This window comes from Bradyrhizobium sp. (assembly GCF_049512235.1).
GTDB lineage: Bacteria > Pseudomonadota > Alphaproteobacteria > Rhizobiales > Xanthobacteraceae > Bradyrhizobium.
In genome coordinates, this window is sequence record NZ_JBEKXH010000123.1 from 1 (window position 1) to 15,433 (window position 15,433).

Sequence of the window (15,433 nt, forward strand, 5' to 3'; positions counted from 1 at the left end):
CTGCTCGGCACCAATCCTGCCGTCGACCGCGAAGAAGCCAAGGTCGACAAGTCGATACGGTCGATCTGCCGGGGCTGCTGAGCGCGGCCGTGACCCAGCTTTATTCCGCGGCTTCGCGCAACCTGACCACCGGCTCCGGATGAACCTTTAGTTGCCGCGGGCGCCCCATCAGCACCGGCTGGAACAGCACCGCGGCGGCCATGGTGCACATCAGCGAAAGCGCCATCAGCTTGCCCATGCTCGACATGCCCGGATAGTTCGACGCCCACATGCTGCCGAACGCGATCGCGTTGGTCATGGCGCTGAATACGACGGCCCGGGTCAGCGTCGATTGCAGCAAGCCGGTTTTGCCGGCGCGCCACGCCATGATGTAATAGATCTTGAAAGCGACCCCGACACCGAGCAGCAGCGGAAGCGCGATGATATTTGCAAAATTGAGCGCAAGGCCGTCGAGCACGCAAATCTCAAGGGTGACCGCGCCGGCGAGCAGCAAGGGGACGAGCGTCAAGAGCACATCCGTCAGCCGCCGCAAGGCGATGGCGAGCAGGATCGCGATCGCCGCCAGCGCCAGCGCCGCCGCTTCGACAAAGGCCCGGGTGACGGTGATGCCGGATTCGTAGTAGCTGATGGCAGGCCCGCTGGCGTCGGGCTCGGCCGCCAGCACCGCGGTGGCAAATTTCCTGATGATGGCGTTGTCATCGGGGTTGCCCTTCGGCAGCGCCTGGACGCGGGCTCGGCCGTCCGGCAACACCCAGTCGCGAGTAAGGTTGGGCGGCAGGCTCTTGGCCGTCACCGGCTCGGGCGAGAGACTGCCGCGAAGCCAATCGAGATCGTAGAGCAAGGGCGGCACCAGCGCCGCCTCGGCTTTGGTCCGAACCTCGGCATCGGCGCTGGCGAGTTGCCGGAGCAGATCGGACACATGGCGCGCGGCATCGGCGGCGCTTCCGGTGGCTTTGCCGGCGGCCCGCGCCAGTTCGCCGGCAGCGCCTTTGATCGCACTGACGTTGTCCTGATCGGAGGGCGGCGGCTCTCGCCTGGGCGGATCGAGGGCGGGGCCAAGCCGCTGCGAGGCGGCTTTCAATGCCGCGATTTTCTGGTCCTGATCGGATGGGATAAAACTGTTCAGGGTCAGGACGCGCGAGACCTCGGGCAGCGCCGCGAGGCGTTTGGCCTTTGCGTCGGCCTGCTCGATCGAGGGCGCCAATAGCTCGGCGTCATTGCCACTGGTTTCCGGATCATGCCGCAACTGCCGATAGGTTACCACGGAGGGCGAGGTCGGATTTTGCAGGTCGACCGGATTGATATCGAATCGCAGATGCCACAACAGCGGGGTGCCGGCGAGCGCGATCAGAAGCGTGCCGGCGATGACGGCAATACGGTGCCGCTGCAGGAAATCATCGAGCGGCGCGAGCTTGCGAAAGCCAACAGGGGCGATCTCGCCGGGTGGATTGAGCAGCGCCAGCATGGCCGGCACCAGTGTAATGCTGCACAGGAATGCGATCAACATGCCGCAGCCCGCGATCAGCCCCAACTCCGACAGACCGCGATAGTCGGTCGGCAGGAAGGCGAAAAACCCGACGGCGGTGGCTGCGGCGGCCAGCGCCAAGGGATCGCCGGCCTTACAAGCGGCCCATCGCAGCGCTTCGTAAAGGTCCTCGCGGTCGTGCCGCTCGGCGCGATAGCGCACGCTGAACTGAATGCCGAAATCAACGCCCAGGCCGACAAACAACACGAAGAACGCAATCGAGATCAGATTGAACGAACCGAGCATGGCAAGACCCAGAGCGGCGGTCGCCGCCAGTCCGACCATCAGGCTGAAAAACACCGCCGCGATGATCTTGATGGAACGGAGCGCCAGCCACAGGATGACCAGGACGCCAAGCACCGCGGTGAGGGTGTCGCGCCACGCACTTTGCCGGATGACGGAGAACTGGTCGTCGTTCATCGGCACCTGACCGGTCAGCTCGACGGTGGCGCCGAATTTACCCTGGAGGTCCAGATCCGATGCCGCTTTGCGAATGCCTTGGGTTGCCTTGTGTCCGGGCTGCAGCGCCGCAAAATCCAACGTCGGCTGCACTTCGATGAAGTGCCGCAGCTGGCTTTCGGGTAATGGGTGGCCGTGCAGCAATTCCTGCCAGGAGAATGTCGCCGGCTTGTCCGCCAACACGTCCCTTAAGGTGTGGTCCGACAAGGAGAGGGGAAAAGCCAGCTGGTCGAGCTTGATCTTGCCGGCCTCGACGCCCTCAGCTGCAAACGAGAGCGTCTTCATGGCGCCGCGAAGGCTCGGATCTGCCGCAAGCGTTGCGATCAGCGGCTGCGTCTGCGTCAGTCCCTCCGCGGTCTTCTTGACCTCGGCGGCGGAGCCGAACAGCAGCCCGTTGCGTTCGAAAAATTCGCCACTGTCGGGTTGTCCGACCCTTGGAAAGAGCTTCGGGTCTTTGGCAACGCTCTGCGCCAGCGCGTTGCTGGCCAGCTCGGCATTTTCGGCTGTGGGCGCCTTGACGACGGCGGTAATGCCTCTCTGGGGAAAGGCCTCGGACAATTGCAATTGACGCCGATGCCAGGGCAGGTCTTGCGAAATCAGCCCCTCGACATCGGTATTGATGGAGAATCTCGTGGCGGCGAACCAGGCGGCACCAAGCATCAGCAGGGTGCCGAGCGCAATGACTGTCCACCTGTAACGGGCGCAGAGCTCGACAAGTCGAACGATCGTGGAATTGATCATGGCAAAGAATTTCGCCCGTTACGCAAGAGCCGCGACACTGACGCGGGGAAATCCGCCAACGCGCGGGAAATCGTTCAGTTCCCGGTTGCAAACAGCCCAGGCCTGCAAATGGTTTCGTTAAAGATTGGTCATCGATATCAGAAAGCCGCGATCGGATACCAATGCTGCCGGGTGCGCGATAGGGACCGCGCTCACGGGCTTTGATCTTGCAAAACATTAATCCGGCGCACAGGACCTCGTAATGTGCGATCACCAGTTCCAAGCGTTCAAGATACTTCCGTGACTCATTCTGGAGATGTCATCATGAACGATCAATCCAATACCCCATCTGCGCGAAAAATCATGAGGCCGCGCCGGATCGCCTTGCTGGCGTCCGTCGCCGGTCTCAGCATGGCCGTCCTCGCCATCGGGCCGGGCAGTTACCTCCCGGCATGGACGGCGTCGGCCCATGCGGCCGAGGCGAGCGCGACCCAGGGGCCAGCCGGGTTCGCCGACCTGGTTTCGAAGGTCAAGCCTGCGGTCATCTCGGTCCGCGTCAAGATCGACGACGACGGCAGCAGCACGGCGGTCACCCAGCGCGACGGCAACAGCGCCGATCCCGATCAATCGCCGTTCGAGCAGTTCTTTGGCCAGCGATTCGGTTTCCGTGGCCCGAACGCCACGCCGCGTCCCCATCAGATGATCACCGGCGAGGGCTCGGGCTTCTTCATTTCGCCTGACGGTTACGCCGTGACCAACAATCACGTGGTCGACCACGCCAACTCCGTGCAGGTCACGACCGACGACGGCACCATCTACACCGCCAAGGTTGTCGGTACCGATCCGAAGAGCGATCTGGCGCTGATCAAGGTCGACGGCAAGAACGACTTCAGCTACGTGAAGTTCGCGGATCAGTCGCCGCGCATCGGTGACTGGGTGGTTGCGGTCGGCAATCCGTTCGGCCTGGGCGGCACGGTCACGGCCGGCATCGTTTCCGCTAATGGGCGCGATATCGGCTCGGGACCGTATGACAATTACGTCCAGATCGACGCGCCCATCAACAAGGGCAATTCCGGTGGCCCGGCGTTCGACATGAACGGCAACGTGATCGGCGTCAACACGGCGATCTTCTCGCCCTCGGGCGGCTCGGTCGGGATCGGTTTCGACGTTCCCGCCGCAACCGCGAAGCTCGTCGTCAACCAGCTCAAGGACAAGGGCTATGTCACCCGCGGCTGGCTCGGCGTTCAGATCCAGCCGGTGACCAGCGACATTGCCGACAGCTTAGGCCTGAAGCAGGCCCGGGGCGCGCTGGTCGACAATCCGCAAGCGGGCAGCCCCGCGGCCAAGGCGGGCATCGAAGCCGGTGATGTGATCACCGCGGTCAACGGTAACGCCGTCAAGGATTCGCGAGATCTCGCCCGCGAGATCAGCACGATGGCGCCCGGCAGCGAGGTGAAGCTCGATGTACTGCACAAGGGTGGTTCGAAGCCGCTGACCCTGACCCTCGGTGAAATGCCGGGCGACCATCAGGCGAAAGCGAATGCCGAACAGCCGGAGCGGAATGCGGCAGGCGCGCCGCATCTTGGCCTCAGCGTGGCCCCGGCTGACGATGTCGAGGGCGCCGGCCACAAGGGCGTCGTGGTGACCGCGGTCGATCCGGAAGGTCCCGCCGCGGAGCACGGCATCCAGAACGGGGACGTCATTCTTAATGTCGGCGGCAAGGCGGTCGCGAATGCCGGCGAGGTACGGTCGGCGCTGACACAGGCCAGTGCCGACGGCAAGCACAGCGTTCTGCTGCAAGTGAAGACCGCGGATGCGACACGGTTCGTCGCGTTGCCGCTGGCGAAGGGATGATCCTCGCCGCGTCGATGTCGTAGGGTGGGTTGAGCTCTTCGCGAAACCCACCAATTCCGCCGCTGCGATGGGTTTCGTGACCAGTTCGGACATGCGTCCGATCTGGTCACTCTACCCATCCTACAAGCGGTCAGTTTCATGGAATCGGCCATCTGGGGGGCGGTCTGGAGCGGGCGTGGCGTGGCCTTGCCGTCCACCTGCCAAATAATCCGCTCAGGCCTGGCACATTTGGTTCCGGCCGGCGTTAGCTCCAGGGATCACATGGCTTTGATCCATGTGTTGTTCCTTGTGCCGGGATTTCACCGGGATTTGAGTTGTCGTTTGTTGTGATGATCAGGACGGTCGGATGAGTTTGCTGGGCGCATTAGCTGCATTTACCGCACGGGCGCTGCTGGTCCTGCTGTTCCTGCCGTTCAGCGCCATGGATAAGATCATCAACTTCAAGCAGGCGGTTGGACAGGCTGCGGAGGCGATACCTGACCGATTTCTTGCGACCTCGATGATCTTCGCGGGCCTGGGCGTGGAGGTCGTGATGTCGTCTGCGATTCTAACGGGAACCGCCGATCGGATGGCGGCCCTCATCCTTGCGGTCTACTGCATCGTCACAGCCTTGCTTTGGAAGCAATTCTGGAAAGCACCGGATTTCCGTCTAAGGGGGAACAGTCGCGGTCGCGACACTTTCTGGGATTTTCTGAAAAATCTCGCACTTGCCGGCGGCTTTCTCGCGCTCGCGTTCGGCGCAAGCTCGACCGGCCTGCGAAGTTTCCTGGCGCGTCCGTTGGCGTCGTCGCATCCTTATGCGCAGAGCATGCAAGCAGGCGCATGATGTGCGAACGGCCGACAATACCTTGGCATCTGTGGACCGGCGCCGACGGCATCAGCCGACAAAGGCAGTGCCTGATGAACGAGTTCCCTGGCGGAGTTCAATGGCCATGACCGAGCACCCGCAGTTCGCGATCGAGCGACTGGCCTATGTCAGCCTGACCACGCCCGACGCCGCCGGGCTTTGCAATTTCTTCGAGCGTGCGATGGGCTTTCGCCTGCTGACGGCCGGCCGGGTGTCGGCGCAGGAACTGGTGGGTATATCCGGATCGGCCGGCGGCGCCTATCGGGTCACGCTCGGCCTTGGCGGCGAGGTCATCGAACTCCTGCAATTCGATTCCCCCGGCCGGCCTTATCCAGCCAGAGCCTCGGTTTCCGATCTTTGCTTTCAGCATTTCGCGGTCGTGGTGACCGACATGGCGCTGGCCTATCAACACATATGTTCTTTGGGCGGATGGTCGGCGATCTCCACCGATGGCCCGCAGCACCTGCCTTCGTCATCGGGTGGCGTCACCGCTTTCAAGTTTCGCGATCCCGACGGGCATCCGCTGGAATTGCTGGCCTTTCCGGCGGAGAAGGTACCGTCGCACTGGAAGTCGCGGTCGAGGAACGAGCTCTTTCTCGGCATCGATCATTCGGCGATCAGTGTTTTCGACAGCGCCCGCAGCATTGCCTTCTATCGAGGGCTGGGGTTGCGGGTTGCGGCGCGTTCGCAAAACAGCGGCCCGGCGCAGGCGCAACTCGATGGTGTCAGCAGGCCGCACGTCGACGTCACGGCGCTGGAGCCGCGTCAAGCGACGCCTCATCTCGAATTGCTGGGCTACCGATTCGTAACGCAGGATGAGAAAATAGAGCTTCGCAACAACGATGTCGCCGCAACCCGGTTGGTGTTCGAGGCCCGGCAGTCTTCTGCCGGTGGGGCGGCGCAAAAGCGGGGTCTGATCGATCCGGATGGTCATCATCTTTTGATTGTCGATTCCATCGAAGATGAATCCTCGCAGACCGCCAATGCTCAAGCCAATGCCGGCTCTCGGTCGGTATTCGCCAAACCGGAGTCAGTACGATGACCACGTTCGCAGCGGCCCCACCAGCCGCGTCAACCGCACCGCCGCTTGTCGTTCACAAGGTTCTGACGGGTCAGAAGGCGCTGGTCACGGGCGCCAATTCCGGGATCGGCAAGGCCGTCGCGATCGCCCTGGGACAGGCCGGCGCCGATGTTGTCGTCAATTACGTCGAAGGTGACGATGCCGCCAATGCCGTGGCCGAGGAGATCAAAAAATCCGGCGTCAGGGCCTACGCGCACCGGGCGGACGTCTCATCTGAAGATCAGGTCGCCGCGATGTTTGCGCGAATGATGCAAGAATTCGGCACCATCGATGTTCTCGTCAGCAATGCCGGCCTGCAACGCGACCAGGCGTTCCATGAAATGACGATGGCGCAATGGAACAAGGTTTTGGACGTTAACCTGACCGGACAGTTCCTGTGCGCGAGGGAGGCGGTAAGGGAATTTCTGCGCCGGGGCGTGGTTGCGGCGGTATCGAGCGCGGCCGGAAAAATCATCTGCATGAGTTCGGTTCATCAGGAAATTCCGTGGGCCGGCCACGTCAACTACGCCTCCTCCAAGGGAGGCATCAAACAGTTGATGGAAAGCATGGCGCAGGAACTCGCGCCGCAACGCATCCGCGTCAACGCCATCGCGCCCGGCGCCATCCGGACCCCGATCAACACCGCGGCCTGGCAGACCAAGGCCGCCTACGACCGGCTGATGACGCTGGTGCCGTATGGGCGAATCGGGGAGCCGGAGGATATCGCGCGCGCGGCGGTCTGGCTGGCCTCCGACCACTCCGACTACGTGGTCGGCACCACCTTGTTCGTTGACGGAGGCATGACGCTGTACCCCGGCTTCGCTACGGGTGGCTGAGGAATTCCCATGCCGGACCATTATGATGTCATCGTGATCGGCAGTGGCCCCGGCGGCGCTTCGCTTGCCCACAGGCTGGCGCCGACCGGCAAGCGGATCCTGTTGCTGGAGCGCGGCGATTATCTGCCGCGCTCGCGGGCCAACTGGGATGCCCAGACGGTGTTTGTCGACGGCGCCTATCAGGCGCCCGAGACCTGGCACAGTTCGGACGGGAAAAGCTTTCATCCCGGCCTGCATTACTATGTCGGCGGCAATTCCAAGGTTTACGGGGCGGCGCTGTTTCGGATGCGCGAACGGGACTTCGACGAGATCGTCCACAAGGATGGCCTCTCGCCGGCATGGCCGCTGAAGTATGATGCCTTTGAGCCTTACTATGCCGAGGCGGAGCGGCTGTTCCACGTCCACGGCCGGCGCGGCGAGGATCCCAATGAACCGCCGTCGAGCGGGCCATTTCCCTATCCGGCGGTTTCGCACGAGCCGCGGATTGCCGCCCTCAGCCAAAGCCTGAGCAGAGACGGTTTGCATCCCTTCCATCTGCCGCTGGGCATCCTGTTGGACGAAAAGGACGGCAAGCCGGCGCCGACCAGCATTTGCATCCGCTGCGACGCCTTCGACGGCTTTCCCTGCCTTTTGAATGGCAAGGCCGATGCCCAGGTGATGTGTGTCGATCCGGCGCTGAAGGCCTATCCCAATCTGACGCTGATGACGGGCGCCTATGTTTCGAAATTGCAGACCGATGAAAGCGGGCGGGCCGTCAAGGAAGTTCACGTCACAACAGGCGGCCGCGAAGAGCGCTTCTCGGCCGATATCGTCGTGGTTGCCTGCGGCGCGCTTTCGTCGGCGCTATTGCTGTTGCGATCCGGCAACGACAGGCATCCGAACGGATTGGCCAACGGCTCGGGTCAGGTCGGCCGCAACTACATGCGCCACAACCAGTCGATCCTGATGGCGCTGTCGCACCAGCCGAACGACACGGTTTTTCAGAAAACGCTGGCCGTGAGCGATTACTATTTCGGTGCGGATGACTGGGATTTTCCGCTCGGGTTGATCCAGATGTGCGCGACCTCGCATGCTGCGCAAATCAGGGGCGAAGCGCTGCCGGGATGGCTCGAATGGGTGCCCAAGATGCCGTTCGAGGAAATGGCGGGGCATTCGATGGATTTCTGGCTTTCGAGCGAGGACCTTCCGCGCGCTGAAAATCGCATTTTCTACGATGGCGAGCGAGTGGTTCTCGACGTCACGGAAGGCAACATGGAGGCTCACCACCGCCTGAAGAACAAGCTGGAGCGGATGTTGAGCAGGGCTGGCGCACACCCGTTTTTGCTGGAGCGAAGCCTGTATCTCGGCAAGAATATTCCGATCGGGGGCACCGCACATCAGGCCGGGACTGCGCGTTTCGGAACCGATCCCGCGACCTCGGTGCTCGATGTCGACTGCAAGACCCATGAGATTGACAATCTCTATCTCGCCGATGCCAGCTTCTTTCCATCGATCGGATCGGTGAATCCGACCTTGACCATCATCGCCAATGCCCTCCGGGTGGCTGACCGGATCAAGCAGCGGCTTGAGGCGTAGAGAGATTGGAAGTTCATGGCGAGCCGTATCGAGGATTATGCCGTCATTGGCAATTGTGAAACATTGGCCCTGGTGGGCCGCGATGGATCGATCGACTGGCTCGGTCTTCCACGATTCGACAGCGCGGCCTGTTTTTCGGCGTTGCTCGGCGATGACAGGCATGGCCGGTGGTTGATCGCTGCGGCGGCTGACAGCTGCGCCGTCACGCGGCGCTATCGCGGCGAGAGCCTGATCCTGGAAACGACGTTGGCAACCGATACGGGTAGCGCGCTCGTCATCGATTTCATGTCTCGTCGCAGCGGGGTCTCGGATCTGGTGCGCATCGTGAGGGGGATAAAAGGGACCGTCGCCATGCACACCGATCTCGTGGTGCGCTTTGACTATGGTGCCGTGGTCCCCTGGGTTACGCGCCGCGACGATGGCAGGCTCGAACTCACGGCGGGCCCGGACCGGCTCCTGCTCGAGACGCGGGTGCCGGTTCGCGGTGCCAACTTCAGGACTGTCGGGGAGTTTGATATCTCGGCGGGAGATGAGGTTGTCTTCACGCTGACCTGGTCGCCATCCTATCGCAGCGCGCCCGCGCCGTTTCGAGCCGCGGACGCCCTGACGGAGGCTCTGTCGTTCTGGTCGGCCTGGATGGCGCGCTGCGACAGCACGGGCGAATGGTCGGAGGCTACTTGCCGCTCCTTGTTGACGCTCAAGGCGCTTTCCCATCATGAGACCGGAGGCATTGTCGCCGCCGGCACGACCTCGCTTCCGGAAAAGATCGGCGGAACGCGCAATTGGGATTACCGATTTTGCTGGTTGCGCGATGCGACGTTTACGCTTTACGCCATGCTTGGCGCCGGCTTTCTCGACGAGGCAAGAGTGTGGCGCAAATGGTTGCTGCGAGCGGTTGCCGGCAGCCCGGACGACCTGCAGATCATGTACGGGGTGGCGGGTGAACGCAGGTTGGCTGAGTACGAGGTGCCATGGCTGCCGGGCTATGAGGGATCGGCGCCAGTCCGGATCGGCAATGCCGCGGCCGGCCAGATTCAGCTCGATGTCTATGGTGAGGTCCTTGACACCTTGTATGTCGCAAGGCGCGCCGGGCTTTCGGAGAACGACGCGAGTTGGGCGCTGGAATGCGCCTTGATCGAGCATCTCGCAACCATATGGGACAAACCGGACGAAGGGATCTGGGAAGTCCGCGGCGGTCGCAAGCACTTTACGCATTCCAAAGTCATGGCGTGGGTCGCCTTCGACCGGGCCATCAGATCGTCGGAAGAATTTGGCCTGTCGGCGCCGCTGCAACGTTGGCGGTCCATCCGCAATGTGATTCACCTTGAGGTCTGCGCCAAAGGGTTCGATGCGAGCCAGAATTCCTTCGTGCAGTCCTTTGGTGCGACCGCGCTGGACGCCAGCCTGCTATTGATGCCCATCGTCGGCTTTCTGCCGGCTTCCGATGCGCGGGTGCGTGGCACGTTGCAAGCGATCGAAAGAAATCTCCTGCAGGATGGTTTTGTGCTGAGGTATCGCAGCTCCGAAGGCACCGACGGGCTGCCGCCGGGGGAGGGTGTCTTCCTGGCCTGCAGTTTCTGGCTCGCCGACAATTATGTGCTGCAAGGACGCCTTGATGACGCGCGAAAGCTATTTGTCAGGCTGTTATCGCTACGCAACGACGTCGGGCTGCTTGCCGAAGAATATGATCCGATCGCCAGGCGCCAGTTGGGCAATTTCCCCCAGGCATTTTCGCATCTCGCACTGATCAACACGGCGCGAAACCTGACCAGTGCCGCAGGTCCGGTCCAGCAACGTGCCGCGGGAAGCAGCGCGACGCGCACCGCGCCGGCCGGACGCAGCGCTTAGCCCGGCGGTGGCCGCGACCGCATGCAGCCGCGGCCGAGCTGTGGCGCGGGCCCTGTCACCCCTGCGCAACTCTCTGAAACTGTGTGCCTAATTGAATATCATTGCCGCCCCCTCGCGGTTGGCGCGGGGCGTTGGCCGTGCGCCTGCGAAGCAGTGCTTGCACAGCGCCGCCAAGCCGCCTAATTGGGCGCTGGTCACCCGCGTGAGCCGCCCGCTTCAGGTCTTGAGCCCTTGGAATCCCCGATAGAATTGCCGCAGGGCGCCCCGCGCGAACCGATCCTGACGCTGCCCGGGCCGCTTATGGCCTATGTCCTGCTGCTCGCGGCTATTCACCTGCGCGTGCTGTTGCCGCCGGAGCTGGAAAACTGGACGATCGACGTGTTCGGATTCATTCCGAGGCGCTACGACACGACGCTGCTGGCGATCTCCTTTCCCGGAGGCGCCGGTGCCAAGGTCTGGACCTTTGTGACCTATTCGCTGCTGCACGCCAATCTCACCCACATCGTTTTCAACGTGCTGTGGCTGTTGCCGTTCGGCAGCGCGCTGGCGCGCCGGTTCGGTACGGTCAGGTTTTTCGCGTTCATGGCGGTGACGGCGGCGGCTGGCGCGCTGGCGCATCTCTTGACCCATGAGCACGCGCTAGCGCCGATGATCGGCGCCTCGGCATCGGTGTCCGGTACGATGGCCGCCGCGATCCGGTTTGCGTTTGTGCAGGGCAGTTTCCTCTCGTTCAACCGTGGCGATGCCGACGCCGCCGCGCGGGTGCCGGCGCTTTCGCTCGTGCGTGCGTTGCGCGATCCCCGCGTGCTGGCTTTCCTCGCGGTCTGGTTCGGCGTCAACATCATCTTTGGCGCAGGCTCGCTGGCGATCGGCACCGACGGCGCCAGCGTCGCCTGGCAGGCGCATATCGGCGGTTTTTTCGCAGGCTTGGTGTTGTTTTCAATGTTCGATCCGGTGCCACGCACTGCACAAGATGCTGCAGATGCGTCGAATGGCAGCTGATCGTCGCTTGCAGGACCAAGCGAATTGATTCATCATGTCAGCGAGCTAGATTAGGCAGGCCTGCCCAAGGCGCTGCAGCGAGACCGGCGCCGAACTGTTGATCGAAGGCTCGAGGAAACAAAGAGCGCGCTGGTTCCACGGTGCGTTCGGCGTCAGGGAGACAACGATGACGGTACGTGCAATTCTCGATACCAAAGGCCACCAGATTGAGGGCATCGAGCCGGAAGCAAGGCTTTCGGCAGCGATCAAGATTTTGTCCGAACGGAAGATCGGCGCTGTACTGGTGATGAGCGGAGGCCACATCGACGGCATCCTGTCGGAGCGCGACATTGTGCGCGTGCTGGGCGAACGCGGCGCTGCCGTGCTCGACGAGCCGGTCAGCGCCGTCATGACGCGCAAGGTCATCAGTTGCAGGCCGTCCGACACCGTCGGTGCGATCATGGAAATGATGACGCTGGGAAAATTCAGGCATTTGCCGGTGGTCGAGGAAGGCCAGGTCGTCGGCCTGATCTCGATCGGCGATGTCGTCAAGTGGCGGGTCCGGGAATACGAGAGCGAACAGGAAGCTTTGCGCGACTACATCAAGACCGCCTGATCGCATCCCGCCAACCGCCGATGCCGGCCCTTGCGGGCGGCCCCGAGGACCACCTGCGACACGTCAGGCGCCGGGCGCAAGCATCTGGATCGCTTCCTGAATGGCGTCGATGGCCCGCTCGGCGGCACGCGCGCCGTACGCGATCAGATCGCCGGCGCGGTGGAAATCGAACCAGCCGATCTGGCCGACACGGGGCGAGATCAACAGATCAGGCGGATCGCCGGCCAGGCGAGCGCGGGTGATGCGGTCCTGCATGATGTTGAAGGCATCGACCATGACGCTGGAGATGCCCGGCCGCCCGCCGCCGCCGAAAAACTCGCGCTTCATGGTACGTTCGGGGGAAAACAGCCTGCTGAAGCCGCGCTTGGGCGCTGCCGGCTCGATCGCAGGCTCCGGCGCACTGGGCGGGGCACCATGGGCATGGATCGTGGTGCCGTGCATGAAGACGTCGCTGGAAAGGTTGGCGGCGATGACGATTTCCGCTCCGAACGCGCGGGCGGCCGACACCGGTACCGGATTGACCAGCGCGCCGTCGACCAGCCAGCGGTCGCCGACCAGCACCGGGGAGAATATTCCGGGCAGGGCGTAGGAGGCGCGCATCGCATCGACCATGCGGCCATGGGTCAGCCAGATCTCGTGCCCGGTGCGGATTTCCGTGGCCACAGTGGCAAATTTGAGCGGTAATTCCTCGATTCTGATCGGGCCAATGGCCGCTTCGAGGTGCGTGGCGAGCTTGTCGCCACCGATCAGGCCCGAGCCGTTGAGGCGGATATCGAGATAGCTGAGAACACTTCGCGGCTGCAGGCTGCGCGCCCATTCTTCGAGCGTGTCGAGGTGGCCGGCCGCATAGGCCCCGCCGACGACGGCGCCGATCGAGGTGCCGACCACGACATTGGGTACGATGCCATGGGCGATCAGGGTCCGGATAATGCCGATATGGGCGAATCCGCGCGCGGCGCCGCCGCCCAGCGCCAGCCCGATCACCGGCCGCCTGACGCTGCCAAGACCCACCCTGTCACGGCCCTCGGAGCCGCTCGGACTACGTCCGATCAAAATATCCAGCACTGAAAGTCTCCAGGCAAAGCAGGCTATTCACTGAGGCTCTGTCACGCCAGAGCGTATCATAAGCATGGTTTATGCCGCATCGGGGATGGCGGCCAGGCTGGGAATAGGCTGGGAATATGACTGGAGCGCAACATCGAGGTAGCATTCAGGTTCCCAGCCGGTTCCGGGGCCGCTCTCCGGTGCGGCTGGAGGCTTGAATTTGCCGCGTTTTCGGTGAAAAGCATGTTCCATGATCTCAGGTTCTAACGGCGGCGATCGATCGGGGCGGGGCGGACCCCTGCTCGCGATGCTGGCGCTTGCCTGGGTCCTGGTTCCCGTGATGACGGTTCCGGCCACCGCCCAGATGTTCTCCGATCAACCGCCGCCAGTTCCTCCGGCTTCGGTTCCGGAACCTGCGACGCCGGCGCTCAATCTGGCCCCGCCCTCCGCTCCGGCGGCGATCGCGCTGCCGGCGCCGTTGACCCAGCCGGCCCTCGCCACGGTATCGCCTGTGGTGGCGCCCCCGGGCGCGGCGTCGTCCAGCCAGGCTGTGCTGGCGCTGACGGCGCGCTATGGCAAGGACATGCCGGTCATCAATGGCGGACTGGTGTGGCGGGTGTTCGCGGACCGGCCGGACGAGAGCGGCATCATCAAATTGATCCGGGAGGACAAGGGGGCGACGCCGAATATCGTGCTGCCGCCGGGCGGCTATGTGGTCCATGTCACGTTCGGACTGGTCAGCGCGGTGCGGGCGGTGACCCTGAAAGCCGAGACCGACCGCGAATCGTTCGTGCTTCCGGCCGGCGGCCTGCGCATCGAAGGCCGCGTCGGCGGGTCCAAGATTCCGCAAAACCAGATTTCGTTCGCAATCTACAAGGGCAGTCAGTTCGAAGTCGGCGAGCGCGCGCCGCTGGTGCCCAACGTCGCCGCCGGCGATGTCGCCCTGCTGCCGGAGGGCACCTATTACATCGTTTCCAACTACGGCGACGCCAATTCCGTGGTGCGCTCGGATATCCGCGTTCAGGCCGGCAAGCTGACCGATGTGATCGTCACCCATCGCGCCGCGGTCATCACGCTGAAGCTCGTCAGCGACAAGGGCGGCGAGGCCTTGGCGAACACCGCATGGTCGGTGATCACGCCGGGCGGCGACGTCGTCAAGGAATCGATCGGCGCATTCCCGAAGGTGATCCTGTCGGAGGGCGAATATCGCGCCATCGCCAAGAACGAGGGCAAGGTCTACGAGCGCTCGTTCAACGTCGTCAACGGGGTCGATGGCGAGGTTGAGGTCGTGGCGCGGTGAGCGGCTCGCTGGTGGTGAGTTGGGCACCGCGCTTTGCCCGACCCGCTTGGCAGTCTCCTGTCCCGGACGCTGCGCTGCGCTCGTGGCGCTGCTCCGCCGAGCCGGGACCCATGTCTGATGCTGCTGTGTGCGCCGTGCTTGTGGAAAACTCAGCCGACGCACGGGACGAATCATCTATGATGTCCAGACGAACAGGAATGGCACGACCCTCATCGGGCATTGCATCATGCGCATATTCCTCACTGGCGTCAGCTGTGTTGGCAAGACCACCATAGGGGCACAACTGGCTGGCCTGCTTGAATGCCGCTTTTTCGACTTGGATGCTGAAATCGAGCGTTTCTTCGAGACGTCGATCGAACGCCTTCGAAATCGTTACCTGATGTCGCACGATTTCCGGCTCGCGGCGTCACAAGCCCTGAAATACGTACTTTCTCGGGAGGACAGCTCCGATTGCGTCATTGCGTTGCCGCCGAGCGGGCTGCTGGGTGGCTACTGGAAGGTTGTCAAGGGAACGCGGGACGCGACCATCGTCGTGCTGCGAGATACGCCGCAGAATATTCTCAACAGGATCACGTTTTACGACATCGACTCCCGCCCGCTGCAGAAGCATCTGACGGATCGAGAGCGGGCCCTCTACCTGCGGGAAATAGCCGGTGATATCGCCTACTTCAACACTTCCTACCGCAGGGCGCAGGTGTTCGTTGACATCGCCGGCTGCGACCCCGAGGAGGCGTCGCGCAAGGTGAGGGACTCATTGGCGAGAGCCGG

General features: G+C 63.1%; 12 protein-coding genes. 10 read left to right on the forward strand and 2 right to left on the reverse strand.

All coding sequences use genetic code 11. The features are described from left to right. Positions 1-100 precede the first annotated feature (100 nt). Positions 101-2,725 carry a hopanoid transporter HpnN gene (gene hpnN, locus ABSG20_RS13760; RefSeq protein ID WP_423865053.1) on the reverse strand — a complete coding sequence of 875 codons (2,625 nt, stop codon included), beginning with the start codon at positions 2,723-2,725 and terminating at the stop codon, positions 101-103. Between the two features lie 303 nt (positions 2,726-3,028). On the opposite strand from hpnN, the gene ABSG20_RS13765 reads away from it, so the two are divergent. The 8 genes from ABSG20_RS13765 (at position 3,029) to ABSG20_RS13800 (ending at position 12,321) form a co-directional block, all read left to right on the forward strand. After that, positions 3,029-4,558, forward strand: coding sequence for a Do family serine endopeptidase (locus tag ABSG20_RS13765; RefSeq protein ID WP_423865054.1), 1,530 nt, complete (start codon positions 3,029-3,031; stop codon positions 4,556-4,558). Positions 4,559-4,904: 346 nt separating this feature from the next. Further along, positions 4,905-5,384 carry a DoxX family protein gene (locus ABSG20_RS13770; RefSeq protein ID WP_423865055.1) on the forward strand — a complete coding sequence of 160 codons (480 nt, stop codon included), beginning with the start codon at positions 4,905-4,907 and terminating at the stop codon, positions 5,382-5,384. Positions 5,385-5,490: 106 nt separating this feature from the next. Next, on the forward strand, positions 5,491-6,447 hold the full coding sequence (locus ABSG20_RS13775; RefSeq protein WP_423865056.1) for a VOC family protein: 957 nt from the start codon (positions 5,491-5,493) through the stop codon (positions 6,445-6,447). Then, positions 6,444-7,301: an SDR family oxidoreductase gene (locus ABSG20_RS13780; RefSeq protein WP_423865057.1), complete on the forward strand. Its 858-nt coding sequence runs from the start codon at positions 6,444-6,446 to the stop codon at positions 7,299-7,301. Before ABSG20_RS13775 ends, ABSG20_RS13780 begins: the two co-directional genes overlap by 4 nt. A gap of 9 nt (positions 7,302-7,310) precedes the next feature. Continuing rightward, complete coding sequence (locus ABSG20_RS13785) at positions 7,311-8,876, forward strand: GMC oxidoreductase (protein ID WP_423865058.1); 1,566 nt, start codon at positions 7,311-7,313, stop codon at positions 8,874-8,876. A gap of 15 nt (positions 8,877-8,891) precedes the next feature. Then, positions 8,892-10,724, forward strand: coding sequence for a glycoside hydrolase family 15 protein (locus ABSG20_RS13790; protein ID WP_423865059.1), 1,833 nt, complete (start codon positions 8,892-8,894; stop codon positions 10,722-10,724). Positions 10,725-11,024: 300 nt separating this feature from the next. Beyond that, on the forward strand, positions 11,025-11,726 hold the full coding sequence (locus ABSG20_RS13795; protein ID WP_423865064.1) for a rhomboid family intramembrane serine protease: 702 nt from the start codon (positions 11,025-11,027) through the stop codon (positions 11,724-11,726). Positions 11,727-11,892: 166 nt separating this feature from the next. After that, positions 11,893-12,321: a CBS domain-containing protein gene (locus ABSG20_RS13800; protein WP_423865060.1), complete on the forward strand. Its 429-nt coding sequence runs from the start codon at positions 11,893-11,895 to the stop codon at positions 12,319-12,321. A 63-nt stretch (positions 12,322-12,384) separates the two neighbouring features. On the opposite strand, the gene ABSG20_RS13805 is transcribed toward ABSG20_RS13800, so the two are convergent. Continuing rightward, positions 12,385-13,386 (reverse strand): patatin-like phospholipase family protein, encoded by a 1,002-nt coding sequence (locus tag ABSG20_RS13805; RefSeq protein WP_423865061.1) that lies wholly within the window; start codon positions 13,384-13,386, stop codon positions 12,385-12,387. Positions 13,387-13,615: 229 nt separating this feature from the next. Between ABSG20_RS13805 and ABSG20_RS13810 the strand changes: the two genes are divergently transcribed. Next, on the forward strand, positions 13,616-14,665 hold the full coding sequence (locus ABSG20_RS13810; protein WP_423865062.1) for an RgsD C-terminal domain-containing protein: 1,050 nt from the start codon (positions 13,616-13,618) through the stop codon (positions 14,663-14,665). Between the two features lie 226 nt (positions 14,666-14,891). Then, positions 14,892-15,433 (forward strand): shikimate kinase (locus ABSG20_RS13815; protein WP_423865063.1); only part of this gene is annotated, 542 nt, incomplete at its 3' end.